The organism is Pseudovibrio denitrificans JCM 12308 (assembly GCF_001310815.1).
GTDB lineage: Bacteria > Pseudomonadota > Alphaproteobacteria > Rhizobiales > Stappiaceae > Pseudovibrio > Pseudovibrio denitrificans.
This window is the reverse complement of the sequence record NZ_BAZK01000010.1, coordinates 82,119-108,235: the sequence shown is the minus strand read 5'-3', so window position 1 is coordinate 108,235 and position 26,117 is coordinate 82,119. Positions and strand designations below refer to the sequence as shown.

The 26,117-nt window shown below is 51.8% G+C and carries 23 protein-coding genes, 2 tRNA genes and 3 pseudogenes; 15 read left to right on the top strand and 13 right to left on the bottom strand.

The genetic code is table 11. The features are described 5' to 3' along the window. Nucleotides 1-11: 11 nt before the first annotated feature. From JCM12308_RS14970 to JCM12308_RS14960, 3 genes and pseudogenes are all read left to right on the top strand, one after another. Nucleotides 12-1,105 (top strand): annotated as a pseudogene (locus JCM12308_RS14970) (acetate/propionate family kinase); the annotation flags it as partial. Between the two features lie 291 nt (nt 1,106-1,396). Next, complete coding sequence (locus JCM12308_RS14965) at nt 1,397-1,867, top strand: dienelactone hydrolase family protein (RefSeq protein ID WP_054784301.1); 471 nt, start codon at nt 1,397-1,399, stop codon at nt 1,865-1,867. A 105-nt stretch (nt 1,868-1,972) separates the two neighbouring features. Then, on the top strand, nt 1,973-2,590 hold the full coding sequence (locus JCM12308_RS14960) for an HAD family hydrolase (protein WP_054784300.1): 618 nt from the start codon (nt 1,973-1,975) through the stop codon (nt 2,588-2,590). A 628-nt stretch (nt 2,591-3,218) separates the two neighbouring features. Here the strand turns inward: JCM12308_RS14960 and JCM12308_RS14955 are convergent. The 10 genes and pseudogenes from JCM12308_RS14955 to rpmH form a co-directional block, all read right to left on the bottom strand. After that, a complete protein-coding gene (locus JCM12308_RS14955) occupies nt 3,219-3,677 on the bottom strand; it encodes a DUF4265 domain-containing protein (protein ID WP_008552477.1) in 459 nt (152 codons plus the stop codon). Nucleotides 3,678-3,878: 201 nt separating this feature from the next. Continuing rightward, the gene (gene dapD / locus JCM12308_RS14950) at nt 3,879-4,730 is read right to left on the bottom strand and encodes a 2,3,4,5-tetrahydropyridine-2,6-dicarboxylate N-succinyltransferase (RefSeq protein WP_008552399.1); all 852 of its coding nucleotides are present in this window, start codon (nt 4,728-4,730) and stop codon (nt 3,879-3,881) included. Nucleotides 4,731-4,840: 110 nt separating this feature from the next. Continuing rightward, nucleotides 4,841-5,734, bottom strand: coding sequence for a LysR substrate-binding domain-containing protein (locus tag JCM12308_RS14945; protein WP_008552397.1), 894 nt, complete (start codon nt 5,732-5,734; stop codon nt 4,841-4,843). 191 nt (nt 5,735-5,925) lie between these two features. Continuing rightward, entirely contained in the window at nt 5,926-6,624 is a 699-nt protein-coding gene (locus tag JCM12308_RS14940; RefSeq protein ID WP_008552314.1) for a pyrimidine 5'-nucleotidase, read from the bottom strand. 114 nt (nt 6,625-6,738) lie between these two features. Further along, entirely contained in the window at nt 6,739-7,626 is an 888-nt protein-coding gene (argB, locus tag JCM12308_RS14935) for an acetylglutamate kinase (RefSeq protein WP_037038074.1), read from the bottom strand. 146 nt (nt 7,627-7,772) lie between these two features. Continuing rightward, a pseudogene (locus tag JCM12308_RS14925) lies at nt 7,773-8,698 on the bottom strand (EAL domain-containing protein). A gap of 285 nt (nt 8,699-8,983) precedes the next feature. Then, the gene (gene yihA / locus JCM12308_RS14920) at nt 8,984-9,634 is read right to left on the bottom strand and encodes a ribosome biogenesis GTP-binding protein YihA/YsxC (protein WP_008552284.1); all 651 of its coding nucleotides are present in this window, start codon (nt 9,632-9,634) and stop codon (nt 8,984-8,986) included. Nucleotides 9,635-9,794: 160 nt separating this feature from the next. Beyond that, on the bottom strand, nt 9,795-11,606 hold the full coding sequence (gene yidC, locus JCM12308_RS14915; protein WP_014283917.1) for a membrane protein insertase YidC: 1,812 nt from the start codon (nt 11,604-11,606) through the stop codon (nt 9,795-9,797). A 49-nt stretch (nt 11,607-11,655) separates the two neighbouring features. Beyond that, on the bottom strand, nt 11,656-12,060 hold the full coding sequence (gene rnpA / locus JCM12308_RS14910; protein WP_208609119.1) for a ribonuclease P protein component: 405 nt from the start codon (nt 12,058-12,060) through the stop codon (nt 11,656-11,658). Between the two features lie 62 nt (nt 12,061-12,122). Then, nucleotides 12,123-12,257, bottom strand: coding sequence for a 50S ribosomal protein L34 (gene rpmH / locus JCM12308_RS27880; RefSeq protein ID WP_014283918.1), 135 nt, complete (start codon nt 12,255-12,257; stop codon nt 12,123-12,125). Between the two features lie 443 nt (nt 12,258-12,700). On the opposite strand from rpmH, the gene JCM12308_RS14905 reads away from it, so the two are divergent. From JCM12308_RS14905 to JCM12308_RS14885, 5 genes and pseudogenes are all read left to right on the top strand, one after another. Continuing rightward, entirely contained in the window at nt 12,701-13,477 is a 777-nt protein-coding gene (locus tag JCM12308_RS14905; protein WP_054784297.1) for a TVP38/TMEM64 family protein, read from the top strand. 40 nt (nt 13,478-13,517) lie between these two features. Continuing rightward, nucleotides 13,518-14,962 (top strand): annotated as a pseudogene (locus JCM12308_RS14900) (dihydrolipoyl dehydrogenase family protein). Nucleotides 14,963-15,113: 151 nt separating this feature from the next. Beyond that, nucleotides 15,114-16,640, top strand: a complete 1,527-nt coding sequence (locus JCM12308_RS14895; protein WP_054784296.1) for a sensor histidine kinase — start codon at nt 15,114-15,116, stop codon at nt 16,638-16,640. Between the two features lie 191 nt (nt 16,641-16,831). Beyond that, nucleotides 16,832-16,907: transfer RNA gene (locus tag JCM12308_RS14890), tRNA-Arg, on the top strand. A gap of 74 nt (nt 16,908-16,981) precedes the next feature. Then, nucleotides 16,982-17,057, top strand: a tRNA-Arg gene (locus tag JCM12308_RS14885). A gap of 71 nt (nt 17,058-17,128) precedes the next feature. Here JCM12308_RS14885 and JCM12308_RS14880 read toward each other — a convergent pair. Beyond that, entirely contained in the window at nt 17,129-18,349 is a 1,221-nt protein-coding gene (locus tag JCM12308_RS14880) for a dipeptidase (protein ID WP_054784295.1), read from the bottom strand. Between the two features lie 211 nt (nt 18,350-18,560). On the opposite strand from JCM12308_RS14880, the gene JCM12308_RS14875 reads away from it, so the two are divergent. Further along, complete coding sequence (locus tag JCM12308_RS14875; protein WP_008552290.1) at nt 18,561-19,145, top strand: nitroreductase family protein; 585 nt, start codon at nt 18,561-18,563, stop codon at nt 19,143-19,145. Between the two features lie 5 nt (nt 19,146-19,150). Here JCM12308_RS14875 and mog read toward each other — a convergent pair whose 3' ends face one another. Beyond that, the gene (gene mog, locus JCM12308_RS14870) at nt 19,151-19,675 is read right to left on the bottom strand and encodes a molybdopterin adenylyltransferase (RefSeq protein ID WP_008552317.1); all 525 of its coding nucleotides are present in this window, start codon (nt 19,673-19,675) and stop codon (nt 19,151-19,153) included. 525 nt (nt 19,676-20,200) lie between these two features. Between mog and JCM12308_RS14865 the strand changes: the two genes are divergently transcribed. The 6 genes from JCM12308_RS14865 (at nt 20,201) to JCM12308_RS14845 (ending at nt 25,010) form a co-directional block, all read left to right on the top strand. Then, nucleotides 20,201-21,817 (top strand): glutamate synthase-related protein, encoded by a 1,617-nt coding sequence (locus tag JCM12308_RS14865; RefSeq protein WP_054784294.1) that lies wholly within the window; start codon nt 20,201-20,203, stop codon nt 21,815-21,817. A 41-nt stretch (nt 21,818-21,858) separates the two neighbouring features. Next, the gene (locus tag JCM12308_RS14860; RefSeq protein ID WP_014283922.1) at nt 21,859-22,128 is read left to right on the top strand and encodes a hypothetical protein; all 270 of its coding nucleotides are present in this window, start codon (nt 21,859-21,861) and stop codon (nt 22,126-22,128) included. After that, on the top strand, nt 22,128-22,295 hold the full coding sequence (locus JCM12308_RS28330; RefSeq protein ID WP_164845319.1) for a hypothetical protein: 168 nt from the start codon (nt 22,128-22,130) through the stop codon (nt 22,293-22,295). The genes JCM12308_RS14860 and JCM12308_RS28330 overlap by 1 nt, the downstream gene beginning before the upstream one ends. Next, nucleotides 22,292-23,359 (top strand): Rieske 2Fe-2S domain-containing protein, encoded by a 1,068-nt coding sequence (locus JCM12308_RS14855; RefSeq protein WP_054784293.1) that lies wholly within the window; start codon nt 22,292-22,294, stop codon nt 23,357-23,359. Before JCM12308_RS28330 ends, JCM12308_RS14855 begins: the two co-directional genes overlap by 4 nt. Then, nucleotides 23,359-24,129, top strand: coding sequence for a hypothetical protein (locus JCM12308_RS14850; RefSeq protein ID WP_054784292.1), 771 nt, complete (start codon nt 23,359-23,361; stop codon nt 24,127-24,129). The genes JCM12308_RS14855 and JCM12308_RS14850 overlap by 1 nt, the downstream gene beginning before the upstream one ends. A gap of 221 nt (nt 24,130-24,350) precedes the next feature. Further along, complete coding sequence (locus JCM12308_RS14845) at nt 24,351-25,010, top strand: glutathione S-transferase family protein (protein ID WP_054784291.1); 660 nt, start codon at nt 24,351-24,353, stop codon at nt 25,008-25,010. 69 nt (nt 25,011-25,079) lie between these two features. On the opposite strand, the gene JCM12308_RS14840 is transcribed toward JCM12308_RS14845, so the two are convergent. Beyond that, entirely contained in the window at nt 25,080-25,913 is an 834-nt protein-coding gene (locus JCM12308_RS14840; RefSeq protein ID WP_208609118.1) for a transporter substrate-binding domain-containing protein, read from the bottom strand. Between the last annotated feature and the right edge of the window lie 204 nt (nt 25,914-26,117).

Genomic DNA, 26,117 nt, shown 5'->3' with positions numbered 1-26,117 from the left:
AGAATATAATAATGACAATCGAAACAATTCTTGTTCTGAACGCTGGTTCTTCCTCCATCAAGTTCCAGCTGTTCAAAGGCGAAGAAAGTGTACTTTCCGGCCAGATCGACGGTCTGGGTGCCTCTGCCTGGATTAAGGGCAAATCTGCTGAAGGCGTAACGATCATGGATCGTGCGCTCTCTGAAGAAGAAGCTCAGAACCACAACACCGCACTGCAGGTGATCCTTGCTCTGCTGAAAGAGTTTGATCCAAACCTTGAAGTGGACGCCATCGGCCACCGCGTTGTGCACGGTTCTTCCAAGTATTCCGCGCCTGTGCTGGTAACTGAAGAAGTTGCTGCAGAACTGGAAACCTTTAACCCGCTCGCACCGCTGCATAACCCGCATAACCTTGCTGGTATCGCTGGCGCGAAAGCGGCATTCCCGGGCAAGCCAAACGTTGCGTGTTTCGACACCGCGTTCCACCGCACCCAGGAGTTCAAAAACGAAGCCTACGCGATCCCAACCAAGTACTACGATGAAGGCATTCGTCGTTACGGCATGCACGGTCAGTCCTTCCACTACATCGCGGAAGAGCTGCACAACGTTGCACCAGAAGTAGCCAACGGCAAAGTCGTTGTGGCTCACCTCGGCAACGGTGCATCCATGTGTGCGATCGAAAACGGCAAGTCTGTCACCACCACCATGGGCTTCACTCCGGTTGATGGTCTGGCAATGGGCACTCGTTCTGGTCTGATCGATCCGGGCGTTATCTTCTATCTGATTGAAAACAAAGGCATGTCCGCAAAAGAAGTTGCGAACCTGCTGAACAAAGAATCTGGTATGAAGGGCCTCTCCGGCATCTCGCAGGACATGCGCGATCTGGAAAACTCCGACAGCCCGGACGCGAAACGCGCGCTCGACTACTACGACAACCGCATCAAGCGTGAGCTTGGCGCACTGGTCGCAGTGATGGGCGGTCTGGATGCGATCGTCTTCACCGGTGGTATCGGTGAAAACTCATCCAGACACGCGCAGGCGTTTGTAAGGGTCTTGAGTTCCTCGGCGTAGAAATCGATGAGGAAGCAAACAAGGCTCGTGCGAAGGAAGCAATCACAATTTCTAAAGGCTCTTCCAAGGTTAAGGTCATGGCGATCCCAACCAACGAAGAAGCAATGATTGCACGCCAGACTCGCGCAATCTGCGAGGCATAATCGACCCAAAAGTGGTGTTGATCACAGCGTTTTAGCCGCCCTTTTCTTATACGAAAAGGGCGGCTTCTTTTTTGCTTGCCTATACGTACAAGAGCAGACGGGATAGTTGCCCAATCATGTTTACAGTGGTTGAATTATCAAATTAAGTTATATATTGAGGCGTGCATCTCAATTATACATAACTTCAAAAAATCTGGCATTCCTATGATCATTGCTGCAACCACATTGGCACTTCCGGCATCTCTGCAAGCCGCTGAGTTGCGTCTGGTGGAATACCATCAACAAAACTTGGCGTACATTATCGTTCCCAAGACAAATAAGAAATTGCAGGCGCTCGTGCTCTTTCATGATTGGGGTGGATTGACCGAAGAGGCGATCCTTCAGGCCGCGAAAATCGCAGAAGAAGGCTACGCAGTGTTCCTTCCGGATCTGTTTGGTGGCAAGGCCCCAAAGACCAGAGAAGAAGCCCAGCCGCTTGTTGAGCAGATCCTGAAGACGGATCACAAGCAAGAGCTGATGGCGAACGTTCACTCAGGTCTTCAACTGTTGGAAAACGTTGAGGAGGTGGAGCCGGTTGAGGTGTCCATTTGTGGGTTCGGCATGGGCGAGCAAGTTGCCAGTTACATCTCAAAAAGTGATATGAAGCCGGCGCTGCCACTTCTGGCTGAAGCATAAGGCTTGCGCCTTACAGCTGCCATTTTGTAGTCCCACGCATTGCATCCTCACGTTTGAACCAATACTACAAGATCTAGATATTTATTGCTTTGAGAGGAGGGGCGCATGTCCTCACCAGTTACTGCTGTCGTGTTTGATATTGGCAATGTTCTGATCGCTTGGGACCCAGAGAACCTTTACAAGGACCTCATCCCGGATGCTTCAGAGCGTGAACATTTTCTGAATGAAGTTTGCCCTTACGACTGGAATCTGGAGCAGGACAGAGGTCGCCCTTGGAGCGAAGCCATTGATGAGCGTCTGGCAAAGTTTCCGCAGTATGAAGAGTGGATCAAAGCCTACTACGAGCGTTGGGAAGAAATGCTTGATGGCGCGATCGAAGCCAACGTTGCGCTTCTGAACGAGCTGAAGGAAAAGGGCGTCTCCTTGTATGCCATCACAAACTTCTCCAGCGAGAAGTTCGAGGACGCAAAACGTCTGTTCCCGTTTCTGGCGGACAGCTTCATCGATACCGTGATCTCTGGTGATGAGCAGCTTCTGAAGCCTGATGCGGCGATCTACAACGTGCTTCTGGAAAGAAACCAGCTCGAAGCCTCCAACCTTGTCTTCATCGATGACACACTCAAAAACGTTGAGGCTGCTCAGAACGTCGGCATGAAAGCGCTCCACTTCTCCGAAGCAGAAAAACTCCGCTCAGAACTGAAACAGCTCGGCCTGCCGGTATAAGAACAATGACGTCATCCCGGGCGAAGCGTAGCTGAGACCCGGGATCTAGAGCATCTTGCTTAAACAGCAGCGATCGTTGCACTAGATCCCGCATCCTATGCGGGATGACGGCGGTGGGCTTAGTCGATAAGCAACTGACTTTCGCCTAAAAAACTTATCCCCCTTCCCAAAATCAGCCCTATCCTAACTCTCGTGCCCACGCATTCGGGCAGGAGTGGACCGTCCATTCCGTGGCGTGGGTGGGGTTGGGCTACCGGCATGAGGTAACGTATCGTGTCGGGAGGTCCGGTGAAGCGCCATACCCTATTGAGACCACAGTGGTAGTAGGGAGCTTGGGGTCGTTCCGAAGGGCGTCCGGTGGTGACAGGAAACTGTCAAAGGCATGGAAGTGCATCTGTGATGTGCAAACGTGCCTGTCGCGTCTGTTCGAGAGGGAGCCCGCGTGTTCATGAGAAAAGGCCCGGGCGAGGCGAACAGCCAATGCCGAAGAAACATTTCTAACAAGTAGCGCAGGCAGAGCCTGTTCGCCTTGCTCCACCCGTTCAAACGGGGTCCTCAAACACAAACACCGCACGGAGAGCCATGCGGTGATATTCGTGTTTCTTTTCAGACAGTGCTGAGTGAAGATTTAGATCTGGTGGCCGCAGTGGCCTTCTTCAAACGCCCAGATGCCCAAGCCTTCACCTTCCTCCAAAATAGCGTAGGCAACGTGGATATCCACGCTGGCAGGAATGTCCACGCTGAAGAGTGGTGGGTCAGCATCAATGTCCTCACAGGTGCAGCCCAGCTTCTCAAGCTTGGCCCACTGCTTGGAGAACTCGTCTGGCTGTGTCGTCTCTTCCACCATGATGCGGTAGGTGGAGTGACCGGAAGCCTTGGCCACCTTGTCAAAGACCAGTTGCCCTTTTTCACGATTTGCCAGCAGCTCATCACCATTGGCCACGCCGCAAGCGAAGAACGGTGTGTTCTCCAGCTTATAGCGATTGCCACCGAGCGAGCGTACCCACACAGTTTCACTTTCAATGCCGTGCCAGTCATGCGGATCCAGCGGGAAAACCAGTTTGTGCAGATTGCTGTTCTTATTCATGGGGCCTCACAAAATCTAAGCGCAATATACTCATGCGTTCAGGCGAAGCAACCGACATCTTGAGGGAATGTGTTCATAGCGTAACCGGGCTGCAATTTAGGTTAAGCCCAGCTGCAGAACCGAGGAAATTTGAAGGAGGTAGCCATGAAAAAAGCCGGAGCATTTGCCCCGGCTTTGATCGATCAAAACTGATCAGAATTCTTAGTCGCGCAGAAGATCGTTCACAGAAGTCTTCGCACGGGTCTGTGCATCAACGCGCTTCACGATAACCGCGCAGCCCAGGTTTGGACCTGGAGTGCCGTCTGGAAGCGGCTTGCCTGGCATAGAGCCCGGAACAACAACAGAGTACGCAGGCACTTCACCGTAGAAGATTTCACCGGTGGTGCGGTCTACAATTTTAGTCGTCGCGGAGATAAACACGCCCATGGAAAGCACTGCACCTTCACGAACGATAACGCCTTCAACAACCTCAGAACGAGCACCGATGAAGCAGTTGTCTTCAATGATAACCGGGCCAGCCTGAAGCGGCTCAAGAACACCACCGATGCCAACGCCGCCAGAAAGGTGAACGTTTTTACCGATCTGCGCACAGGAACCAACAGTCACCCATGTATCAACCATTGTGCCTTCATCAACAAACGCACCAAGGTTCACGAAGGAAGGCATCAGAACAGCAGATTTGCCGACGAATGCGGAGCGACGAACGATGGAACCAGGAACAGCACGGAAACCAGCTTCTTCAAAGTCGATAGCACCCCAGCCATCGAACTTGGAAGGAACTTTATCCCACCAAGGAGCGTCGTCTGGACCGCCTTTGATGATCTGCATTGGGTTCAGGCGGAAAGAGAGCAGAACTGCTTTCTTGGCCCACTGATTGACCACCCAGTCGCCAGAGGTTTTATCCGCAACGCGCAGCTTGCCGTGATCCATAAGGTTCAGTGCGGTGTTAACTGCATCACGCACGTCACCAGTGGTGTCAGTGCTGATGTTATCACGGTCATCAAATGCAGCGTTGATGGTGGCCTCTAGGGCCGCAAGATCAATCTGGCTCATTGGCGGCAGACTCTCACAATTAATGGGTTACGAATTAGAGCTACCGAGGGGTACGCAAGCACCAACCAGAAGTCAATACTCTCAGACTTCCGGTTGTCTCATCTATCGATTTAGGTTGTTTCAGGTGCCTTGAATGGCTGCTGGGATTGTTCCATGAGCCATTTATGGAAAGAAGCAACCGGACGGGTCAGCGGACGGTTCGCATTTCGCACAAACCAATAGCCGCTTTCCAGCGACAGGCGAGGCCAGTCAGGAACAACAAGATGGCCTGCAGCCACTTCCTGTTCAACAAAGCGGGTGTCGATTGCAATCGCGCCCATACCAGCAACAGCCGCCTGAATAGCCATGTTCCGGCTTTCAAACATTGCACCGGACGTCTGATCAGGATGCGGCAGACCGGTGCCATTGAGCCAGCGAGGCCAGTCTTCACGTCTGGAGGAGGTGTGCAGCAGCTTCAGCTTATCCAGCAGCTTGATATCCGGGTTCGGATCACCGTTACTCAACTGAGGAGCAAACGCGACAACCAGATCTTCCTGCCAGAGCTGATGCCGCTCTACATGCGGCCAAGCCCCATCCCCCAGCCGGATTGCGCAATCATAGGACTCTCTATCAAGGTCCACGACGCGCATACTGGTCGAGATCAGCAGCTCAATATCCGGATGTTTCTCCTGAAAGTCCGGCAGGCGCGGAATAAGCCAGCGCGTCGCAACCGTAGAAAGGGTAGAAATGCGCAGCTCAGTCCGGCTTCTGCGGCGGAATGCCTCCACCGCATGCTCAATCTGGTCAAAGGAGTTGCCAAGATTGGAAGAAAGGCGCTGGCCTTCTTCAGTCAGCGCAAGGCCGCGGCCATCACGAATAACCAGAGCGGCGCCAAGCTCGTTCTCCAAGGATCGGAGAAGGTGCGTTAGGGCTGATGGTGTAACGCCAAGATCCTCTGCGGCACGAGCTGCTCGGCCGTGTTTAGCCAGCAGTGAAAATGCATGTAGCGCGCGCAGTGAAACCATGACGAATGCCCTTCCTTATGAGTTCTTGAATTAATCTCAATAAAGGGAAAAAAGGCATTCGTCTAGCCAGTCGTGATATTTTTTCTGTTTGCGCCTTATTATGCGCAAAATTTGCAATTTTTGGTCAAAACTGCCCTTACTGGAGTTTAAGATGCAAATCGGAAGCACTATCGTGTTTAGAGGTATTTAGCCTAATTCTTGAGTTCCCCTAGGATATTGTGCAGGAACCCATCCAGATGGTCCGTCACAAAGTCCACATGCGGCTCAGAGCCACTGGAAAGCTCCCAATCTTCGCGGAAAACCTCGCGTGTTCCGTCAGGCACAACAAGCACTGTGCGCATGCCGAGGGAGTTTGGAACCACCAGATTGCGGGAAAGATCCTCAAACATGGCCGCTTTCTTAGGAAGAATGCCATTCTTTACCAAGAAGCGCTGGTAAGTCTCTTCCGCAGGCTTCGGGATCAGATCAGCTTCCATAATGCCGAAGATGTCTTCGAAATGGTGCGTAATGCCCAGTCGGTTCGCCACAGACTCCGCGTGCTTCCGTGTCCCGTTGGTCAGGATGTAACACTTGCCTGGCAACTGGTTGATTGCATCAGCAAGCGTCGGGTTTGGTTGCAACACAGAGTGGTCAATGTCGTGAACATACTCAAGGAATTCATCAGGCTCGATGTTGTGCTCCAGCATCAAGCCGCGAAGGGTGGTTCCATACTCTTTGTAATAGGAAATCTGCAGCTCTCTGGCCTGTTCAGCAGGTTTACCAGTGAGCTTTTGAACAAACTCAGACATCCTCTGGTCGATCTGATCGAACAGATTTGAGTGGTGAGGATAGAGAGTATTGTCCAGATCAAAAATCCAGCTTTCAACGCTGGCAAATGGGGAGTTGGTCATGCTTATCCGTTCAGCTATCAGCAATGCCGATAAGTGTTGTTTGATACCAAGCAAAACAGGAAAGAATAAGGATAGCAAGAGAGGCGACCATTATTCGCCTCTCTGAAGCTGCCATTAAGGTACGATAAGAGTACCTGCACCGTGGTCGGTGAAGAGTTCCAGAAGAACCGCGTGAGCGACTTTACCGTCAACAATCACCACGCCTTCCACGCCCTGATCAAGGGCTTCAAGGCAGGTCTCAACTTTCGGGATCATACCGCCGGAGATGGTGCCGTCTTCGATAAGAGCACGGGCACCAGCACGGGTCAGCTGCTTGATCAGCTTGCCGTCTTTATCCAGAACGCCCGGTACGTCTGTAAGGAACAACAGGCGTTTGGCGTTCAAGGAACCCGCAATCGCACCAGCAAAGGTGTCAGCGTTGATGTTGTAGGTTGCACCATCACGCCCTGGAGCTACAGGAGCAACAACAGGAATGAGATCACGCTCAAGGATCAGCTCAAGCACTTTGGCATTCACCGCCTCAGGCTCGCCAACGAAACCAAGATCAAGAATTTCTTCAATCTTGGAATCTGGATCACGATGTTTGCGGTGCAGCTTACGGGCAGTGACCATGTCGCCATCCTTGCCGCAAAGACCGATAGCGCGGCCACCTTCACGGTTGATGTCCGCAACAATGCCTTTGTTGATGGAGCCTGCCAGAACCATCTCAACCACTTCAACGGTTGCCTGGTCAGTGACACGCAGGCCGCCTTTGAACTCGCTCTTGATGTTCAGCCGATCCAGCATGGAGCCGATCTGAGGGCCGCCACCATGAACAACAACAGGATGCACACCAGACTGGCGCAGCAGAGTAATGTCTCGGGCAAAAGCGCGGGAAAGGGAGTCGTCTCCCATGGCATTGCCGCCGTACTTTACAACAACACGTCGGTCATCATAGCGCTGCATATAAGGAAGAGCTTGGGCAATGACGTGCGCACGATTACTGGATTCCGAGAAACTCATAGCGATTGGTACACCTGGAGAAAACAATGGATTGATACGCAAATCACACGGACTGCGTGTGAAGTATATAACCGCATTATGATCACGTCACAAATGTTCAGTCATCCCCGCCTGCGTGGATTTACTCAAGTAAAAGAGGAAATTGTCTAATGCCTCTCACGCAGATAATCCGCAAAACCATCTTCTCCGGCTGGTGCAGAGAATAAGTAGCCCTGCGCATTGGTGCAGCCGCTGCTCTCCAAGAGCTTCATTTGCTCTTCGGTTTCAACACCCTCAGCCGTCACCTCCATATCGAGCAGATGAGCAAGCTCAATGAGGTGAGCACAGGCGGTGCTGTGAACGGCAGAGTTCGGTACACCTGACATAAAACTACGGTCGATCTTGATCCGGTCAACCGGGCAATCCAGCAGATGCTTCATGGAGCAAAACCGGTGCCGAAGTCATCAAACGCAACAGAGATACCCAGCTCCTGCAGCTGACGCATGTTCTCAATGGCATGCGGAGCGCGGTCCAGATCAATCCGTTCCGTCACTTCAAGCTCTAAGAAATGCCCGGGAGTGCCAGTGTCCTGTAAAATCTTTTGAATGCGGGAGACGATGTATTGGTCAACAAACATCCTGCCGCAGATGTTCACGGAGATCTTGAAGTTTGGATCTACCAGATTGCTCCACCCGCTGCGTGCCTTACACGCTTCACGGATCACCCAATAGCCCACGTCCTTGCCAAGGCAGCTCCGGCACAATGTGGTGATGAAACGGGAAGGGGGCAGAAGCCCACTCTCGGGATGCTCCCATCTGATCAGAGCTTCAGCTCCAACGAGCTTGCGATCGGTTACACGCACGATTGGTTGGTAATGCAACACAAACTCATCACGCAGATAAGCGGAGATCAAGGAGCGTTCCAACGGGTTAGGGCCAAACTGCCGGGCCTTGTACCACTTCTTGAAGTTCAGACCTGCCAGCAACAATGTCGGCAGAGTATGAATGAAACGCCACGTATAAGTCAGTGCATTGGTGATCGCATGCTCAGGCACGAGTGCCCAATGATGACGGAGGGATGGAGTTGCGCACATGCCTCATCCCCTTTTCTTCGCAGCAGCACTGTGATTGTGATCTTGTTTGTCTTTTCCAGACATTCGACGACCTCCCCTTCGACGACGGTCTGTCTATATTCGGGGGGTAAATTGACCCAAGGTCAAGAAGAGGTTAAGAGCGCTTGGGGAAAAGGCAGCAAAACGTGAGAACAAGGGATTTTCAACAAATTGCAGGATGGACAAGGGCAGTCGGATATGTTTGCAGGGCTGCCGTCCGAGATAGAAAAGGCGCAGGGAATTATGAGCCCTGCACCTTTGAAATCGTTAGCCGTAGCTGACCAGCTGAGCGATCTCAGCGCGTAGATCATCCATGCCAAGGCCTTTTTCCGAAGAGGTGGCAATGACTTCCGGATGTGCAGCAGGGCGTTTCGCGAGCACTTTCAGCGTCTCTTCTTTCATGCGCTGAAGCTGTCCCGGTTTCAGTTTATCGGCTTTGGTCAGCACGACCTGATAAGGAACCGCAGCCTTGTCCAGAATCGCCATAGCATCAAGATCGTTCTTCTTGATGCCGTGACGTGAGTCGATCAGTGAAAAAACACGACGCAAGGTGCTTCGGCCACGCAGGTAATCAAAAATGAGTGAGGTCCATGCATCCACCATACCCTTCGGCGCTTCCGCGTAACCGTAGCCAGGCATGTCGACAATCTTGAGCATGGAGTGCTCAGCACCAAAGAAGTTCAGCATCTGCGTACGACCCGGCGTGTTGGACGTACGAGCCAACGCCTTTTTGCCAGTGAGCTTGTTGATCAGGCTGGACTTACCAACGTTGGAACGACCGGCAAAAGCGATCTCAATGCCATCAAGCACTGGAAGCTGATGCATCTCTTTCACACTAGTAATAAATTCCCAAGGACGCGCAAACAGAAGGCGTCCCGCCTCCAGTTGTTCTGCTGAATATTCTTTTTCTGAGCTCATGCCCTGCCTTTTAACCTGCAATCTCGATTTGGTCGAGTGGTGTTTTGCAATGCTTTACCTTTATGTCCGGCACACCAGAACTCTGCCAATACCAACGGTTCATTCAACGAAAAAACGCGGCCCTAAGACCGCGTTTTCAATCTCTGTCATCTGAGAAAGCTTACTTGCTTTCTTCCTTAGGCTTGCGCTTGAAGGTCGCTTTCAGGTTGTCAAACAACTCAAGCTTTACGCCCTGACGACGCATGATCACACCTTGCTGCAGAACAGAGAGGGTGTTGTTCCATGCCCAGTAGATCACAAGACCAGCTGGGAAGGTAGCCAACATGAAGGTGAAGATCACTGGCATCCAGTTGAAGATCATCTGCTGTGCAGGTTCAGCTGGTGCCGGGTTCATCTTCATCTGCAGGAACATGGTGATACCCATGATCAGAGGCCATACACCAATCATCAGGAATGTTGGTGGGTCCCAAGGGATCAGACCAAACAGGTTGAAGATGGTGGTTGGGTCTGGGGCAGAAAGATCCTGAATCCATCCGAAGAATGGCGCATGGCGCATCTCGATGGTGACGAACAGAACCTTATAGAGCGAGAAGAAGACCGGGATCTGGATCAGCATTGGCAAACAACCTGCCAACGGGTTGATCTTCTCAGTCTTATACAGCTCCATCATGGCCTGCTGCTGCTTCTGCTTGTCGTCCTTATACTTCTCGCGGATTTCAGTCATCTTCGGCTGAACAAGCTTCATACGGCTCATGGAGACGTAGGATTTGTTAGCCAGCGGGAAGAAGATTGCTTTCACAATCACGGTCACGAGCAGGATCGCAATACCGAAGTTGCCAACCAGAGAGTAGAGCCAGTCAATGGTCCAGAACATCGGCTTGGTCAGGAAGTAGAACCAACCCCAGTCGATCATCAGGTCGAAGTTCAGGATATCGTAGGAATTCTGATAGCCATCAATCAGACTAGTAATCTTCGCACCTGCATAGAGCAGGGAAGAATTGGTGATCTTCGCACCGTCAACAACCTGTGTCGCGCTGCCGAGATAGTCACTCTGGAAGTTCTGAGTACGTGCGTTGTAAGAGAAGTTCGGCTGGAATTCTGTACCCGGAGTTGGGATCAGAGTTGCCGCCCAGTATTTATCGGTAAAGCCCAGCCAGCCCATGTTAGCGCGACCTGGGCGAATGCTGCCGTCATCAATCAGATCAGAGTAGTTGATTTCCTGCAGGCCTTCGTCGCCAATCACACCGATAAGGCCTTCGTGCAGAACGAAGAAACCAGCGGTTTCAGGCTCACCGTTACGTGCGATCAGGCCATATGGGTACAGCTGAACATTCTGACCGGAGTTGTTCTGTACTTCCTGATCGACAGTGAACATGTAGTTCTCGTCAACAGAGAAGGTACGCTTGAATACCAGACCTTCACCATTGTCCCAGCTCAGGACGATTGGAGAAGATGGGGTCAGATTGCCGGAAGTCTCTGCAGTCCAGACAGTTTCAGCGTTTGGAAGCTTGATCTGTACACCTGGGTCTGCAACCCAGCCATGTTCTGCATAGTAAGGAGCAGGGCTGCCTTTTGGTGAGAACAGAACAACAGTTTCGCTGTCCTTGGCGATGGTCTGACGGTAGCCCTTCAGGCGAAGGTCATCCAGCTTCGCGCCCTTCAGGTTTACGGAACCGGAGAGGCTAGGGGTATCAATGGTCAGACGAGGAGATGCAGCCAGTGCCTGTTCGCGACTGACGAATGATTGCGCAGCGGTTCCGCTTTCGGTTCCTGGGGCAGTCACCTGGCCGGATGCACCTTCAGGCAGTGCAACGGGTGAGCTGGAACCGGCTTGTTGTGCATCGTTTGCCAGCTGCGCCTGTTGCGCTTCCTGCTGAGCTTCTAACTGTGGTCCGGCAATAAAATATTGCCAGCCCAATAGCACAACCAGCGACAGGACGATCGCTACGATCATATTGCGATTATCGTTCATCGACTGGATCACTCATTTTCAAAAGGGTGGAATAAACATTCATCACTGGTCAGTCCGCCTGCACTTTATCATGTGGAGGTTTAGAATTTGCCAGCGAATTCGGTTTTGATCGGATAGGGCGAGATTTACGAGGCTTGAACGCATTCTTCACACTGCCTTTGAGATCTTTCAGAAGATCCTCGAAGGGCTGGGAAAGTGCTGCTCTCCGGCCAACCAGAACATAGTCGGCGCCAGTCTGGGCAATATCCAAATCGAGAGATGCGACAGCAGCTCGTAGTCGGCGCTTAATACGACTGCGCTCAACTGAGTTCCCGGTTTTCTTGGTGACCGTGTAACCCATCCGAGGGGCGCCATCACTGCGGGTTTTAGCCGCTTGAAGCACAAAAGCACGCCGAGCTGTCCTTCCGCCTTTTGCAACGGTAAGAAACTCGGAGCGCTTTTTGAGTGTTTTCATGTTTTTGCGGCGGAACTTGTGTTCAATGTTTATGAAGTGAATGCCGCCGCGCAACGTCGCGATTAAGCGCTAAGACGCTTACGACCCTTAGCACGACGACGTGCCAGAACCTGGCGGCCATTTTTGGTTGCCATACGTGCCCGGAAGCCGTGGCGACGCTTGCGAACAAGGTTGCTCGGTTGGAAAGTACGCTTCATTTTATTACCCTAGCAGAGCCATTGGCTCCAACTTAAACGTTAATTTGGATTGTGCGTCTTGTCCCCGAAGTCACCGCGACTTTATTCAAGTTACAGGACCTTGCGCATGGGACACGCACTCCTATTCGTCGGCGCTTATATTAGCGTGAGCCCTTCAAGTCAATAATTGCTGTGCTGGAATCTGCGATATCCTGACTCTTTATTCCCTCACGCGAGCGTGTACAGGTGTTACCCCCCATTCAAAACCCAGTGAAACTACGGGCAATGCACGAACCTGTGATAACACCGGAGGTCTTTCTGATTGTATGAAAATTCTAACGCATCAATTCGTTAGGCAGTTGGCCTGCAAAAAACATAGTAACCTATTCGGTTTAGATTGGCTAAGAACACAGAGGTTTCGGTTCTTTCCGGTCTGAACTCTGAAACCACCTAAGGAAAAGCCCATGGGAATCACGGAACACAACGATAACAAGTCATCAGCTGACGGAGCCCTCGGCTTCATCAAACGCTGGGGACTGCTATTTGTTATCCTTGCCGTGTCCGCCTATGGCATCTCTCAGGGCTGGCATCAGCAGATCACGATCAGCAACCTGATCAAAAATCAGCAGTTGCTGGCAAATTATCTCGCTGAGTACCCAGTCCTGACCCCGCTCATCTATTTCGTGGTCTACACGCTTGCAGTTGCGCTGTCCTTCCCGGGTGCATCTCTGCTGACCATTGCCGGTGGTTTTCTGTTTGGTTGGTTCTTTGGTGGGTTGCTCACTGTTGTCGCGGCAACCATTGGTGCCGCACTACTCTTCATCGCAGCAAAAACCTCTGTTGGTGCGACACTAAAAGAAAGAGCAGGGCCGTTCCTTGATAAAATGTCTGAAGGGTTCCGCAAGAACGCGTTCAGCTACCTTCTCTTCCTGCGTCTGACACCAGTCTTCCCATTCTGGCTGGTCAACATCGCTCCGGCGCTGTTCCACGTTCCGCTCACTACATACCTCATCGCGACATTTGTAGGTATTATTCCAGGCACCTTCGCATACGCCTTCGTTGGTGCAGGTCTGGACAGCGTGATCCTTGCACAGGAACAGGCGAATCCGGGTTGTTCTGCAGCTGGGACATGCGAAGTGGAGATCTCCGCACTGATCACACCTGAACTGATCTGGGCATTTGCAGCGCTTGGCTTGGTTGCGCTCATCCCACCGGTTATTCAGCGCTTCCGCGGCAAATAATTCTCAGACAAGATCAATTTCGAAATAACGGACTTTCTCGATGACCAATAACAATAATGCAAAAACTTTGACCCCGGACATCTGTGTAATTGGCGCCGGCTCGGGCGGCCTCTCCGTCGCCGCTGCCGCAGCAGCCTTTGGAGTGGATGTTGTTCTGATCGAAAAAGGCAAAATGGGTGGTGACTGCCTCAACTACGGCTGTGTCCCATCCAAAGCAATCATCGCAGCAGGCAAAGCGGCGGCGACTTTCCGTTCTTCCGAAAAGTTCGGCGTAGGCGCACATGAACCTGAGATCGATTTCTCAAGAGTGAATGACCACGTCCATGATGTCATCGCGACGATTGCCCCTCATGACTCTGTCGAGCGCTTTGAAGGGCTGGGTGTGAATGTTATTCAGGGTGCTGGTGAGTTCGTCTCCGCTGATACCGTAAAAGTCGGCGAGCAACTCATAAAAGCGCGTCGCTATGTGGTTGCCACTGGATCCAGTGCAGCCGTTCCTCCGATCCCGGGCATCGAAAACACGCCATACTTGACCAACGAAAACCTTTTTGAACTGACAGAACGCCCTGAGCACCTCATTATTATTGGTGCAGGTCCAATCGGCATGGAAATGGCTCAGGCACATCGCCGCCTCGGAAGTCGCGTAACCGTCATCGAAGCTCTGCGCCCGTTGGCGGTGACTGATCCAGATCACGCAGCTCAAGTCATTCGCAAGATGGAAGCTGAGGGCGTTGAGATCCTTGCCAACACCAAGGTCAATGCTGTTGAGCGAACCGATAATGGCGTCAAAGTCTCCATCAAGGTGGATGATGAGGCTGAAGGCACTGTTGAAGGTACGCATCTTCTGATCGCGGCTGGTCGTGCGCCGAATGTCACTTCCTTAGGTCTGGAAGCTGCTGGCATCGAGTTCACCCGCAAGGTATCAAGACAGATGATGGCCTGCGCACAACCAACCGTAAGGTTTATGCGATTGGTGATGTCGCAGGTGGTGCGCAGTTCACCCATGCTGCAGGTGCACATGCATCTCTGGTCATCCGTTCCATCCTGTTCCGGATGCCAATCAACCACAACAGCATCACCATGCCTGCAGTGACCTACACTGAGCCGGAAATCGGTCAGGTTGGTCTCTCTGAGCAGCAAGCGCGTGAGCAGTTTGGTGAAAAGCTGAAAGTCCTCACAGCCGAGTTCTCAGGAAACGACAGAGCGCTGGCAGAAGGTAAGGGAGAAGGTCAGGTCAAACTTCTGGCAAACGGCAAAGGCCAACTTGTTGGTGCATCCATTGTTGGTCCAGGTGCTGGTGAGCAGATCGGTCTACTGGCTCTTATGATCTCGCAGAAGCTGAAAGTCGGCGCGCTCCTCGGTGTTGTCTTCCCGTACCCAACACTAAATGAAGCAATTCGCAGGGCTGCACTTACGTATTATGCGGATGCCCCTAAAAATCCTTGGGTTCGCAGAATTCTGGCGCTTCTGAGAAAGTTCGGATGACGCACTTGTGATCGGCTGTGAGAGAAGTGTGTTGCTTGGCACACGTCATCTGCTAAAAATGAGTAAGGCATAGCGCGTAACAACAATCTGCGCTGCACGATCATTGTGTACCAACTCATCAGGTAGGTGGATGGCTCAAAATAATGGGAGAGTGACCTCTGAAACAGAGGTCACGCCGAAAAAGCTGAACTCGGATGAAACTCCGAAAGGCAAACGCCGCAAATTGTTCCGCGGTGGCATGGGCCTATCTGGCAAACTTCTGGTGCTGACGATCCTGTTCGTCATGCTCAGCGAAGTTCTTATTTTTGTCCCTTCAATTGCAAATTATCGAAACACCTGGCTTCGTGACCGTCTGGCGGTTGGTGGTGTAGCGGCAACCTTGCTGTCTGAAAGTGAGACCTTGTCTCCGCAGGTTCAGCATGAGCTGCTTGAAGCAACCGGCGCGCAGGCCATTTCTCTGGCAGTTGGCGAACGTCGCAATTTGATCGCGATGGATAGTTCTCAAATGAACATCACCAAGACGATCGATATGACACGGGATTCCCCTTGGGACGCTATTGGATGTAGCCTGCAGTTCTTGACCGGAACCCGTACGGGCCAGATCCGCGTGATTGGTGACATTGATATGCGCTCCGGTGGACGCGTGGATATGGTCTTCCCAGCATCCTTGTTGCGTGACGACTTGCAGAAATACGCTCTGAACATTCTGCAGCTGTCTCTCATCATCTCCTGTTTGACGGCAGCGCTTGTTTATCTGTCTATCCGCTCCTTGCTGTTGCGCCCTTTGCAGCGCTTGACCGGTTCCATGATGCGTTTTGCTGAATCTCCGGAAAATGCACGTGAGATCATCAAGCCAAGCGGACGTTCTGATGAGTTGGGTGAAGCTGAGATCCAGCTGCAGTCCATGCAGAAGTCTTTGAACCAGACACTGAACCAGCAGCGCCGTATGGCTGCATTGGGTCTGGCAGTCTCCAAGATCAACCACGACATGCGCAATTTGCTGGCATCTGCACAGTTGTTCCTGGAGCGTCTGGAAATGCTCCCTGACCCAACTGTGCAACGTGTAGCTCCGAAAATTCTGGCTACCCTCGATCGGGCCGCCAGCTACACCAGTGCAGTGCTTTCCTATGGCAAGGTTCAGGAGGCTGCGCCAGAACTACGTGTTATCCGTCTTGCATCTGTCCTGCGCGATGTGGAGGAGGTTCTTGGCCTCTCCAGTTATTCCAAAGGCATTGAGATGCATGTGAATGTGCCGGAGACACAGGAGCTGGAAGCAGACCCGGAACAGATCTTCCGCGTCCTTCTCAACCTCTGCCGAAACTCAGTGCAAGCGATGGAGGCATCCAAAGGTGCATCTGAAGTCGTGTGTCGGATCGAGATCCACTCTGAAGTAGAAGAGGATATGCTCTCTATTTATGTGTCAGATACAGGACCGGGCATACCCGCCAAGGCACAGGAGGGCCTGTTCAAAGCCTTCCAGACTTCAGGCAAGGTCGGGGGCACTGGACTGGGTCTGGCGATCGCAGCAGAGATCGTTGTGGCCCATGGCGGAAAGATCACATTAGAAAAAGATGTGACCACTGGGGCCTGCTTTAAAATACAGCTTCCATACAAACATGGTGTGCAAGCTGCTGAAAAAGTTACGAGACTATTCCCGGCAGACAGTAGCAAGGGCTAAATTCTGGAAAAGCTGCACCCTGCAAGTGCAGCTTTTCTCACGTTTAGGGTGCAATGCCCTACGTCTTTGTTCTGATAGTCAGAAATTGTTATCCCCAAAACGCAAATTCCCTTCAAAAAACTTCTCTAAAGCGCTTGCCAAGGTCGGGGAAGGCGGCTACATAGACCCCCGTTCCGCAGGGAACACGGCCTGCACCGGTAGCTCAGCTGGATAGAGCACCAGACTACGAATCTGGGGGTCGGGGGTTCGAATCCTCCCGGTGCGCCATTTACTCTCTTCTAAAGAGTAGATGGTTTAGATAGCACTAGGCCAACATATAGTTCTTGTTCGCAAGAAACCGCGCACCGGTAGCTCAGCTGGATAGAGCACCAGACTACGAATCTGGGGGTCGGGGGTTCGAATCCTCCCGGTGCGCCATTTTTCTCTCTCCTGAAAATTAGATCGCTTCATCCAACAGGTGCACTGCACGTATTAAAGTGCTTTTGCCTTCAATCACTTGAGGCAAGCGTTTCTTCACCGCGTTCTCCTTGTGGAAGATTTTCCAAAAAGAATCTGATGGCATTCTCACCCATCACAGCAGCAATCTGGTCCTCAGAGAAGCCGAGGTTCAAAAGTTCCTGTGTCACTACTGCAAATTCTGAAGCGTCAAAAGCCGTCGTGACAGAGCCATCGAAGTCAGAACCCAGGGCTACGTGATCGATACCAGCGATAGAAACAGCGTATGCGATAGACTTAGCAACGCCATTAGGGCTGATGTCGCAGGCGGCAGCTGCCCAAAAGCCAATGCCGATCAATCCATTCTTAGCTGCAACAGCTCTCACCTGATCATCAGTAAGGTTCCTTGGAGTGTTACAAGCGCCTTTCACACCGGTATGTGAGACAATGACAGGACGGGTACTCATCGCCAGCACATCCTCAATGACTGCGGGAGAAGAATGGGCGAGATCAATGATCATCTCCTTCTCTTCCATAAGGCGCACCACGTCTTGACCGAAGTCCGTCAGTCCTCCCTTTGAGAGACCATGCAGCGAGCCTCCCAGCTTGTTATCGAAGAAGTGATGCAGACCCATGAGGCGTAGTCCACCGTCATAGAGCAGGTTTACATTGTTGATGTTGCCATCCAGCGCGTGACCGCCCTCAGTGCCTAAAATGCCAGCCATAACTTTGGAGCCATTGTCACGGGCTTCCAAAACCACTTCCAATTCTTCCCTGTTGTGAATGACTTTGACTTTATCTGGATGGCTTTTCTCTAAAGCGTAAAGGCGTGCGGCTTGGAGGAGGGCCCGTCGGGAGAGTTCATTCAAAGCATCTGTTGGCCAACCTTGTACAAGGCCTAGAAGCGTAATGTTGTCAAAGGCGTCGGAGCTGTTGTTCTTATAGTTTTGTCCCCGAGGAGACTTGGTAACGCTCGTGAACACCTGCACACCAACATTACCTCTGTCGAAGCGAGGAAGATCAGAGTGCCCGGTTTCAGAGGCTTTGGTGATGTCTCTGCCCCACAAAAGAACATCATTATGCAGATCAGCAACCCGCAGTTTGGAATGCAAAGCCTGAGCGTCTTTATCTATGGAATAAGGCTGGTGAGCAGTGACGATGTTTCGTGAGTTGTCGACGTACTCAGCAACATAGCCAGATCGAATGATGCCGTAACCTGCAGCGGCAATAACAACAATAGCTCCTAAACCAACCTTTAAATAAGAGACACCCATAATACGCACCCAATATGTTTGCAGTCACTGACTGGAAAATATCGGTTTACCTTAAGGTAAATTGTGTATTTGTCCAGCCAGGCTAACTCAGATCTGCGGTGCTGAAAGTGCAGGCGGTATGCTTATCTTCTTGTAGGCTGACAGTTCATCTGCGTAGTATGAATGCAAATTTCATCGGTTCTATAAATAGTTAAAGGCGAGAGGCGTCATCATGAACGCTCAACAACTAGTCGAGATTATCCGCTCACGCACATCGGCCTCACTTAAGCAGATGAAAGCTCCTGGACCGAGTAGAGAAGAGATGAAGCTGATAGTTGAAGCCGCCGCAGCAGCGCCGGACCACGGCCACCTGCATCCCTTCCGAATTTTAGAAATCCCGACAGACGCTCGCAATGATCTGGGAGAGCTTTTTGTAAAAGCCGTCGAAGAAACGCAGGCAACGCCAACCGAAGAAGCACTGACCCGCGCAAGGGAAAAAGCGCATAAAGGACCAGTACTTCTTGTTTTAGTAGGCTGTTTTCACGGTTCCGATGAGACCCGCATTCCCAAATACGAGCAAATGCTCTCTGCCGGAACAGCTTTGCAGAACATGGTGCTGGTCGCACACGCGATGGGCTATGCATCGCGGATCACCAGTGGTGACAGCGCACGTTCTCCTGCATTCCATAAAGGATTAGGCCTCTCAGAAAATGAGGAGTTCCTCTGCTTTATCTCGCTTGGCAAGGTTGATGAGACACGACCAGCCAAAGGAAGACAAGAACCTCAGGAACTCCATTCAACCTGGATGCCGATGTAAGACTCTTACTTCGCTTTCGGACGGAATGCCACGATGACGTCTGGATCTGTTTCAATGCGTCCTGCGCCAATCAGGTCCAGACAATACGGAACAGCCTGAAACACAGCATCAAGACAGGTTTTGATGCTGGCTGGCTTGCCCGGCAGGTTAATGATCAGGCTCTTACCGCGAATACCAGCAGTCTGGCGTGAAAGAATTGCAGTTGGAACCTCTTTCAGAGACAACTGGCGCATCAGCTCACCAAAACCACGCAGCTCTTTCTCCATAACCAATTCCATGGCCTCAGGCGTGAGGTCGCGAGGAGAGGGGCCAGTGCCGCCGGTGGTGAGGATCAGATCAACGCCATCTTCGTCAGCCAGCTGCTTCAAAGTCGTACTGACACTCTCGATTCCATCTGGAATGATCTTATGGATGGGCTCCCATGGGCTGGTAACAGCATTCTCAAGGTAAGCCAGAATAGCCGGGCCGCTTTTATCTTCGTAGGTGCCATCACTGGCGCGATCAGAGATGGTAACAGCTGCAATCTTCATGGGTATCTCTCATAAACACAGGTGATTTCCTGCGAGAGTAAGGGGGGAAATGCTTGCATTCAAACATTTATTAGCCTCCAATTTCCTTGTCCTCTTATTCTTTGTCTCGCGTAGAAAACACAGCTGTTATCTGAAAGGTTCTGTGAGTGCTCCCGTGTTTCTCACTGTGTATTTTGATAGACTGACGCTTCTTTGTTTAAACGTTACTATCCCGTCATTACTGAAGTTTTTAGGATGTAATCTACGTAATCCGGGGGGAGAAGCTGCAACAGATTGAGATGCATTTTACCCGTAACAGTAATGGTCTCTTGCAGGTCAGGTACTAACTTTGGGTAAAGTCAGGTGCAGTTATTCTTGAACACTCTCAGCTTACAACATCAATGCACCGGGATGTTTCGGACATGTATTTTGCAACTGTGCCAAATAGAACAGTTAAGGATAAGTACGTAGAATAGCTTGGTGATCTGACTTTTTGAAATGCACTCAAACAGCTGCAAGGCTGTAAAAGCGTAAGGATGCCGCTGAATGCGTAAGGTGCAAGTTGCTGCATTAAATGAACTGGAAGATCGCAAACCTGCTCATGCTCTAGTTGGTGGGGTAGATCTCGTCATTGTTAGATTTGATGAGGATATCTCCGTCCTGTATGGCCGCTGTCTGCACCGTGGCGCTTTGCTCTCAGACGGGTATGTCAGAGGACGAAACCTGATCTGTGGTCTTCATAACTGGGATTACCGACTGAACTCCGGTGTCAGTGCCTACGACAACAAAGAGTGCCTGCAAAAGTTCACCCACTTCGTGGAAGATAGCGCTGTCTACGTAGATGAAGACGAAGTCAAAGCCTGGGCAAAAGACAACCCTCAGCCGTACTTCCGCAAATCGTATCTTGGTGAGTATGCCGACTTTCACGGCACCGAAGAAGAACCTCACAACAAGCTGATCCAGAACTACGCACGTGCAGGCTTGAAACAGACAGGGCACCATGGTGCTATCGAAGCCATGGGCGTACCAACCACAGAGCTGCCTCAGTGGGAAGACATCCAGATCCTGACAGCTCAGCTGCATAGGCCTCCACGTCTGGATGAGGAACCTGTTGGTACGGATGTAGTCATCGGCCCCAAGGCGCAAAAGCCGCTGCGCCTGCAAATTCCGCTCTTCGTTTCGGATATGAGCTTTGGCGCGCTCTCTGAACCAGCCAAAATTGCCCTTGCACGCGGTGCTGAGAGTGTCGGCACAGGTATCTGCTCCGGTGAGGGCGGAATGCTGCCGGAAGAGCAGGCTGAAAACTCACGCTATTTCTATGAGCTTGCCTCAGCGCGCTTCGGCTTCTCATGGGAACAGCTGGAAAGAGTACAGGCCTTCCACTTCAAAGGCGGACAGGCTGCAAAAACCGGAACTGGTGGACACTTGCCAGCTGCAAAGGTAACCGAAAAAATCGCTGCGGTGAGGGGATTGAACCCTGGAGAAGGCGCGATTTCTCCAGCTCGCTTTCCTGAATGGATGAAGCCCGCAGACTTCCGCAATTTTGCAGATGAGGTACGCGATAGAACAGGCGGTATCCCAATCGGCTTCAAACTTTCTGCGCAGCACATCGAAAAAGACATCGATGCCGCGCTGGAAGTGGGTGTGGACTACATCATCCTCGATGGACGAGGCGGTGGTACAGGGGCGTCACCATTGGTGTTCCGTGATAACATCTCGGTTCCAACCATCCCGGCCCTCGCACGAGCACGTCGACATTTGGACCGAAGTGGCCAGCGAGATGTAACGCTCGTCATCACAGGCGGCCTGCGTAAGCCCGAAGACTTTGTAAAAGCAATGGCTTTGGGAGCAGACGCAGTGGCTTTGGCAAATGCCCCGATGCAAGCCATTGGCTGTATCGCCATGCGCGCTTGCCACACCAACAACTGCCCGGTTGGCATCGCGACCCAGAAAGACCACCTTGTCGCCCGTCTGGAAGTCGAAAAATCCGCTAAGCGTCTGGAGAAATTCTTCTCAGCCTCGGTGGAGCTGATGAAAGTTCTCGCCCGTGCATGCGGACACGCTCATATCTCGGACTTCTCAGTCGACGACATCACCAGCTGGAAGAAAGAAATGTCAGAGCTCGCTGGCATCAGTTGGGCAGGGCATGGTCCGAATGAGTGAGAGAGACGTTAATCGCAGAACAAGATCAGTAGGTTGCAGATATGGTTGTTGCTGAAAGTATTATTCTGATTGCACAAATTTACTGCGTGATTGGTCTGATCGTGGCCCTCGCTTTCATAACCATCGGGCTAGGACGTATCGAGCTTGCGGCACGTGGAGCCTTTCTGTTCCGTCTGCAAATTATTCCAGGTCTTATCCTGCTCTGGCCAATCGTCATTGTTCGCTGGGTCGCCCTGGAACGCTCAGGTGAGAAGATCCTGCTGGATAAGGAAGAAGCCGAACTGCACAAAGAGCAGGAGGGCAAAAAGTAATGCAACGCGCCTACCGCAAAGCCCACCGAACTATATGGTTCGTTCTGGCCTTTCTCATTCCAATCATTCTTGGGCTCGCGCTTTTGATGCGCCCCACCGGAACGCACGAAGAACCACCCGTTCCCCTTGATGCTGCTGCTAAATCGGTTCTGGAGGCAAACCAGTGAGTGTTAAATATGTGCCAGTGATCTGGAACCGAACGAAGTTTGTCTACGATGCTGTCGTACTGGCAACCGTTGGGGCTTATCTGGGAATCTACATTTACGTCGCGCCCATGTTCCAAACGGTGACAAGGCCGATTGATTGGGACATTTACAAAGCGCAGGCCTTTGGAACTTGTGTCTTTTTCCTACTCACATTCATCCTATGCATCGGCCCAATGGCCCGGTTGGATAAACGCTTCCTACCGTTGCTCTATAACCGCCGACATCTGGGGGTGATCACCTGTGTTCTGGCTTACTTCCATGTCGACAACATTCTTGGTTGGTACAATGCATTCTCACCAATCAACCGCTATGTTTCAGTCTTCATGGTCAACACAAGCTTTGACCGTTTCCTCGGATTTCCTTTTGAAATACTCGGCGTCTTTGCTCTTCTGATCCTGACGATCCTCGCCGTCACCAGCCATGATTTTTGGCTCCATTTCCTGAAGCCAACCCTATGGAAGTTCCTCCATATGGGCATCTATCTGGCATATGCGTTGATCGTGGCTCACGTTGCTCTTGGTGCACTTCAAAGCGCTGCTGGTCCATTCATGACCACTGCAGTCGGTGCGTCTGTTGCCTTGGTTGTAACGCTTCATCTGCTCGCGGCTCGCAACGAGCATCTCATAGACACGCAGCAAAACGACGTCGATGATACCGGCAAATGGATGGATGCCGGTGATCCTAAGGATGTGCCGGACAAGCGGGCGCGTATTATCTCAATCACAGATGATGAGCGTGTGGCAATTTTCAGAAACGGCAAGAAGCTCTCAGCAATCTCTAATGTCTGTGCCCACCAGAATGGACCTCTTGGAGAAGGCAAGATCGTATATGGCTGTGTGACATGCCCATGGCATGGCTATCAGTATCGTCTGGAAGATGGGAAATCGCCACCTCCATTCACGGAGAAGATCTCCACCTATCGGCTCAAGCTGGAAAATGGACGCCTCTGGCTGAACATTGAGGCACTGCCTCCGGGCACATATGTCGAACCTGTCGTATCCCCGATGGTTGCGGAGGGAAGCTAATGGCCAAGAAGAAACCTGATCCCTTCTTTATCGGTTGGGCGAAAAAGCCACCCAAGAGCCTTCAGGGCTTCCTGTTCCTGATTTCAGCAGTGTTGGTTGGCGCTGCTGCAGGCGTCGCGCTGGGCATTGGCTCGTCTGTGCCTGATCCCGGCGATGCCCGTTTTGCTTGGGGCGCGGGTTATCAAACCTTCACGGGTTATGTAGATGCCAAACCTTATCCGCTGCTACGCCTTCCAGCCGGCGAGGATGGCCGCGATAAACCGCATGCCATGCTGATTTCAGGCGTTGGCAAGCGGGGGATGCAGCAGCTTGCGGGGCCGCTGGATGGTCAGCCTGTCGATGCTGGCGGCATTCTGCTCAAACGTGGTGATCTGGATATGCTGCAGGTTGGTGGCAAGGTCTCCTTGCGTGCTGCTGAAAATCCGGTGCCGAACTTCACTCCGGCACCTGCTGAGCACCTAGGCAAATGGCGGCTCACAGGCGAGATCTGTGATGGCAAGTGTTACAACGGTGCTATGCGTCCGGGCGTGGGCTTAGCTCACAAAGCCTGCGCTAACCTCTGTATCATAGGCGGTATCCCGCCGGTCTTCGTCACCACCACACCGCTGCTGGGAAGCGAGTTTTTCCTTTTGGCAGATGAAAACGGTGAGCCTTTGAGTTCTGAGGTTGAAGACTGGGTTGCTCTGCTGATCTCTCTGGAAGGCGAAGTCGAGCGCCGCGATGATCTCATGATCTTCAAGGTGAACTTAGATAGCGCCAAGCAACTTTGAGCTTTGCGACAAAGGCTGACTGTGGCCACTCATAGTGCTGCCCAAAATACAGCGTACCCAAAGGTTGAAGTGGCGCAACAATTCATAGACTGCTAAAAATACCAAGTTTGCAATGCAACACAAATTGTATTGCGTCCTCCTCCCGAGGTGCTCTTGTCTGCCGCGTGTTCCCAAGCATGTGCGTGAAGCAGCACCGTTGCTAAGCACAATCTGGTGATCCAATGATACAGTTTTTTGCCTATCCAGAATCCGTCTTCTGCGCGAAAGTTCGCATTGCGCTGGACATGAAGGAACTGGATTACGCCGAAGTGCCGCCGCCTGATGGGTATGGATCAACAGCATATAAAAAGATTGTTCCGGCGGGCTCCATTCCGGGCCTGAAGGATGAAAGCGCAGCGCTGTCAGATTCAAATGCGATCCTTGAATATCTGGAAGAAACCGCACCTTCTCCAGCCTTGCTACCTGAACACCCTGTTGAACGCGCGCAGGTGCGTGCGCTCATGGGGCTACACGACACTCGTATTGAGCCTTCCGTTCGTGCTTTCTACGCACCGATCAAAGCCGGGAAATCCCCGGGTGATGAGGTCTATAAGCAACTGATTGAAGACATGAGCGCCGCGTTCGAGCGTCTGGAAGATATGATCGAGGCAGCGCCATACGCCGTTGGCCATCATGTCACTTTGGCAGAATGCGCTTTTGCAACCACCTTCTCTCAGGCACAGCAGCTGGCGTCTCTGTTTGGTGGTGAGCTGAAATTGAAGCCCAAGTGCCAGCGTTGGTGGCAGGCGATGCAGTCTCTGTCTCATGCAGCCACCTCGATTGATATCAATCGCAAAGCCATGCAGGACTGGGTGGCGAAGTTCATTCAGGTAGATGCATAGGGAATGCTGAAACCAAAAGAAAAGGCGCCGCAAATGCAGCGCCTTTTTTTTGCTTTTAAGAGCAGCTTCTTACTGCGCCAGTCCCCATTTCTGGGCTGTCGCATCAAGGAAGCCATTCATCTTCTTAATCTTGATCCAGTTGTTGATGTAGTTGATCCAGACTTGATCATCCTGTGGCATCAGCATTGCGATCGGTGTTGGGTTTCTGCTCTCAGCAACCGGCACATTGGTGATCTGCTTGAATTTAGCTTTCAGTGTCGCACCTTCAATGTTGGAAGTGATGAACACATCAGCACGGCCAGAGAGCACTTCCTGATATCCACGAGCAGGGGCTTCAACAACCTTGATGGTCGCATTCGGGAACCATTCTTTGCTCAGCTTCTCAAAGGTGGTGCCCAGAGTAGTCGCGACGGTCACGTCTTTCTGGTTGATGCTGTCCCAGCTGTTGAACTGTTCAACTTTGTTGCTGGTCGTAAATGGCAGAATCTCAACGGAGATGTAGCTCTCAGAATAACCAGCCACTTTCATGCGGCTTGGAGAGATGGAAGCGGAACCAGTCAGGTTGTACTTGCCAGCTACGATGCCGTTCACCAGCGTTTTCCAATCAGTTGGAACAAAGGTAAGCTTCACGCCAAGATCGGTGGCCAGCTCATTCATGATATCAATGTCATAACCCTTATACCCATTGCTGGCAGGATCACGGACAGACATTGGGTTCCAGTCGCCGGTTGTTCCAACCTTCAGCTCACCAGAGTCGAGAATTTCATTGAGCGCGGATTGCGCAAATGCGGAGCCGGAGAACAACGTGCCCACGGCAAAAAGTAAAGTAAGAAATGAGCGTAGCATCTTCATGAGAGTTCCTTGAAACGCAGTTGGAATCTGGCCCACTGCAAAACTAGTCATTTTAGCGCCAACTACAATGCCGTTTTGGTAAGAAAAATGACTTCAACTAATTGTGTGCGGTAAGTCCCTATAAGATTTGTATAAGAGCGCACGACACTCTAGGTTTTGTGTCCGGCAATTTATCTGTGTTGAGGCAGATACATGAGCTGCTTGCATCTTTGGCTTCTGGCAGCAGCTCTTTATACATTGGAAGGTGGATACCTT

Excerpts from the sequence above, each read along its gene's own strand:
- JCM12308_RS14965 (WP_054784301.1), top strand. The coding sequence starts at position 1,397 with ATGATCATTGCTGCAACCACATTGGCACTTCCGGCATCTCTGCAAGCC.
- JCM12308_RS14960 (WP_054784300.1), top strand. The coding sequence starts at position 1,973 with ATGTCCTCACCAGTTACTGCTGTCGTGTTTGATATTGGCAATGTTCTG.
- JCM12308_RS14955 (WP_008552477.1), bottom strand. The coding sequence starts at position 3,677 with ATGAATAAGAACAGCAATCTGCACAAACTGGTTTTCCCGCTGGATCCG.
- dapD (WP_008552399.1), bottom strand. The coding sequence starts at position 4,730 with ATGAGCCAGATTGATCTTGCGGCCCTAGAGGCCACCATCAACGCTGCA.
- JCM12308_RS14945 (WP_008552397.1), bottom strand. The coding sequence starts at position 5,734 with ATGGTTTCACTGCGCGCGCTACATGCATTTTCACTGCTGGCTAAACAC.
- JCM12308_RS14940 (WP_008552314.1), bottom strand. The coding sequence starts at position 6,624 with ATGACCAACTCCCCATTTGCCAGCGTTGAAAGCTGGATTTTTGATCTG.
- argB (WP_037038074.1), bottom strand. The coding sequence starts at position 7,626 with ATGAGTTTCTCGGAATCCAGTAATCGTGCGCACGTCATTGCCCAAGCT.
- yihA (WP_008552284.1), bottom strand. The coding sequence starts at position 9,634 with ATGAGCTCAGAAAAAGAATATTCAGCAGAACAACTGGAGGCGGGACGC.
- yidC (WP_014283917.1), bottom strand. The coding sequence starts at position 11,606 with ATGAACGATAATCGCAATATGATCGTAGCGATCGTCCTGTCGCTGGTT.
- rnpA (WP_208609119.1), bottom strand. The coding sequence starts at position 12,060 with ATGAAAACACTCAAAAAGCGCTCCGAGTTTCTTACCGTTGCAAAAGGC.
- rpmH (WP_014283918.1), bottom strand. The coding sequence starts at position 12,257 with ATGAAGCGTACTTTCCAACCGAGCAACCTTGTTCGCAAGCGTCGCCAC.
- JCM12308_RS14905 (WP_054784297.1), top strand. The coding sequence starts at position 12,701 with ATGGGAATCACGGAACACAACGATAACAAGTCATCAGCTGACGGAGCC.
- JCM12308_RS14880 (WP_054784295.1), bottom strand. The coding sequence starts at position 18,349 with ATGGGTGTCTCTTATTTAAAGGTTGGTTTAGGAGCTATTGTTGTTATT.
- JCM12308_RS14875 (WP_008552290.1), top strand. The coding sequence starts at position 18,561 with ATGAACGCTCAACAACTAGTCGAGATTATCCGCTCACGCACATCGGCC.
- mog (WP_008552317.1), bottom strand. The coding sequence starts at position 19,675 with ATGAAGATTGCAGCTGTTACCATCTCTGATCGCGCCAGTGATGGCACC.
- JCM12308_RS14865 (WP_054784294.1), top strand. The coding sequence starts at position 20,201 with ATGCGTAAGGTGCAAGTTGCTGCATTAAATGAACTGGAAGATCGCAAA.
- JCM12308_RS14860 (WP_014283922.1), top strand. The coding sequence starts at position 21,859 with ATGGTTGTTGCTGAAAGTATTATTCTGATTGCACAAATTTACTGCGTG.
- JCM12308_RS28330 (WP_164845319.1), top strand. The coding sequence starts at position 22,128 with ATGCAACGCGCCTACCGCAAAGCCCACCGAACTATATGGTTCGTTCTG.
- JCM12308_RS14850 (WP_054784292.1), top strand. The coding sequence starts at position 23,359 with ATGGCCAAGAAGAAACCTGATCCCTTCTTTATCGGTTGGGCGAAAAAG.
- JCM12308_RS14845 (WP_054784291.1), top strand. The coding sequence starts at position 24,351 with ATGATACAGTTTTTTGCCTATCCAGAATCCGTCTTCTGCGCGAAAGTT.
- JCM12308_RS14840 (WP_208609118.1), bottom strand. The coding sequence starts at position 25,913 with ATGACTAGTTTTGCAGTGGGCCAGATTCCAACTGCGTTTCAAGGAACT.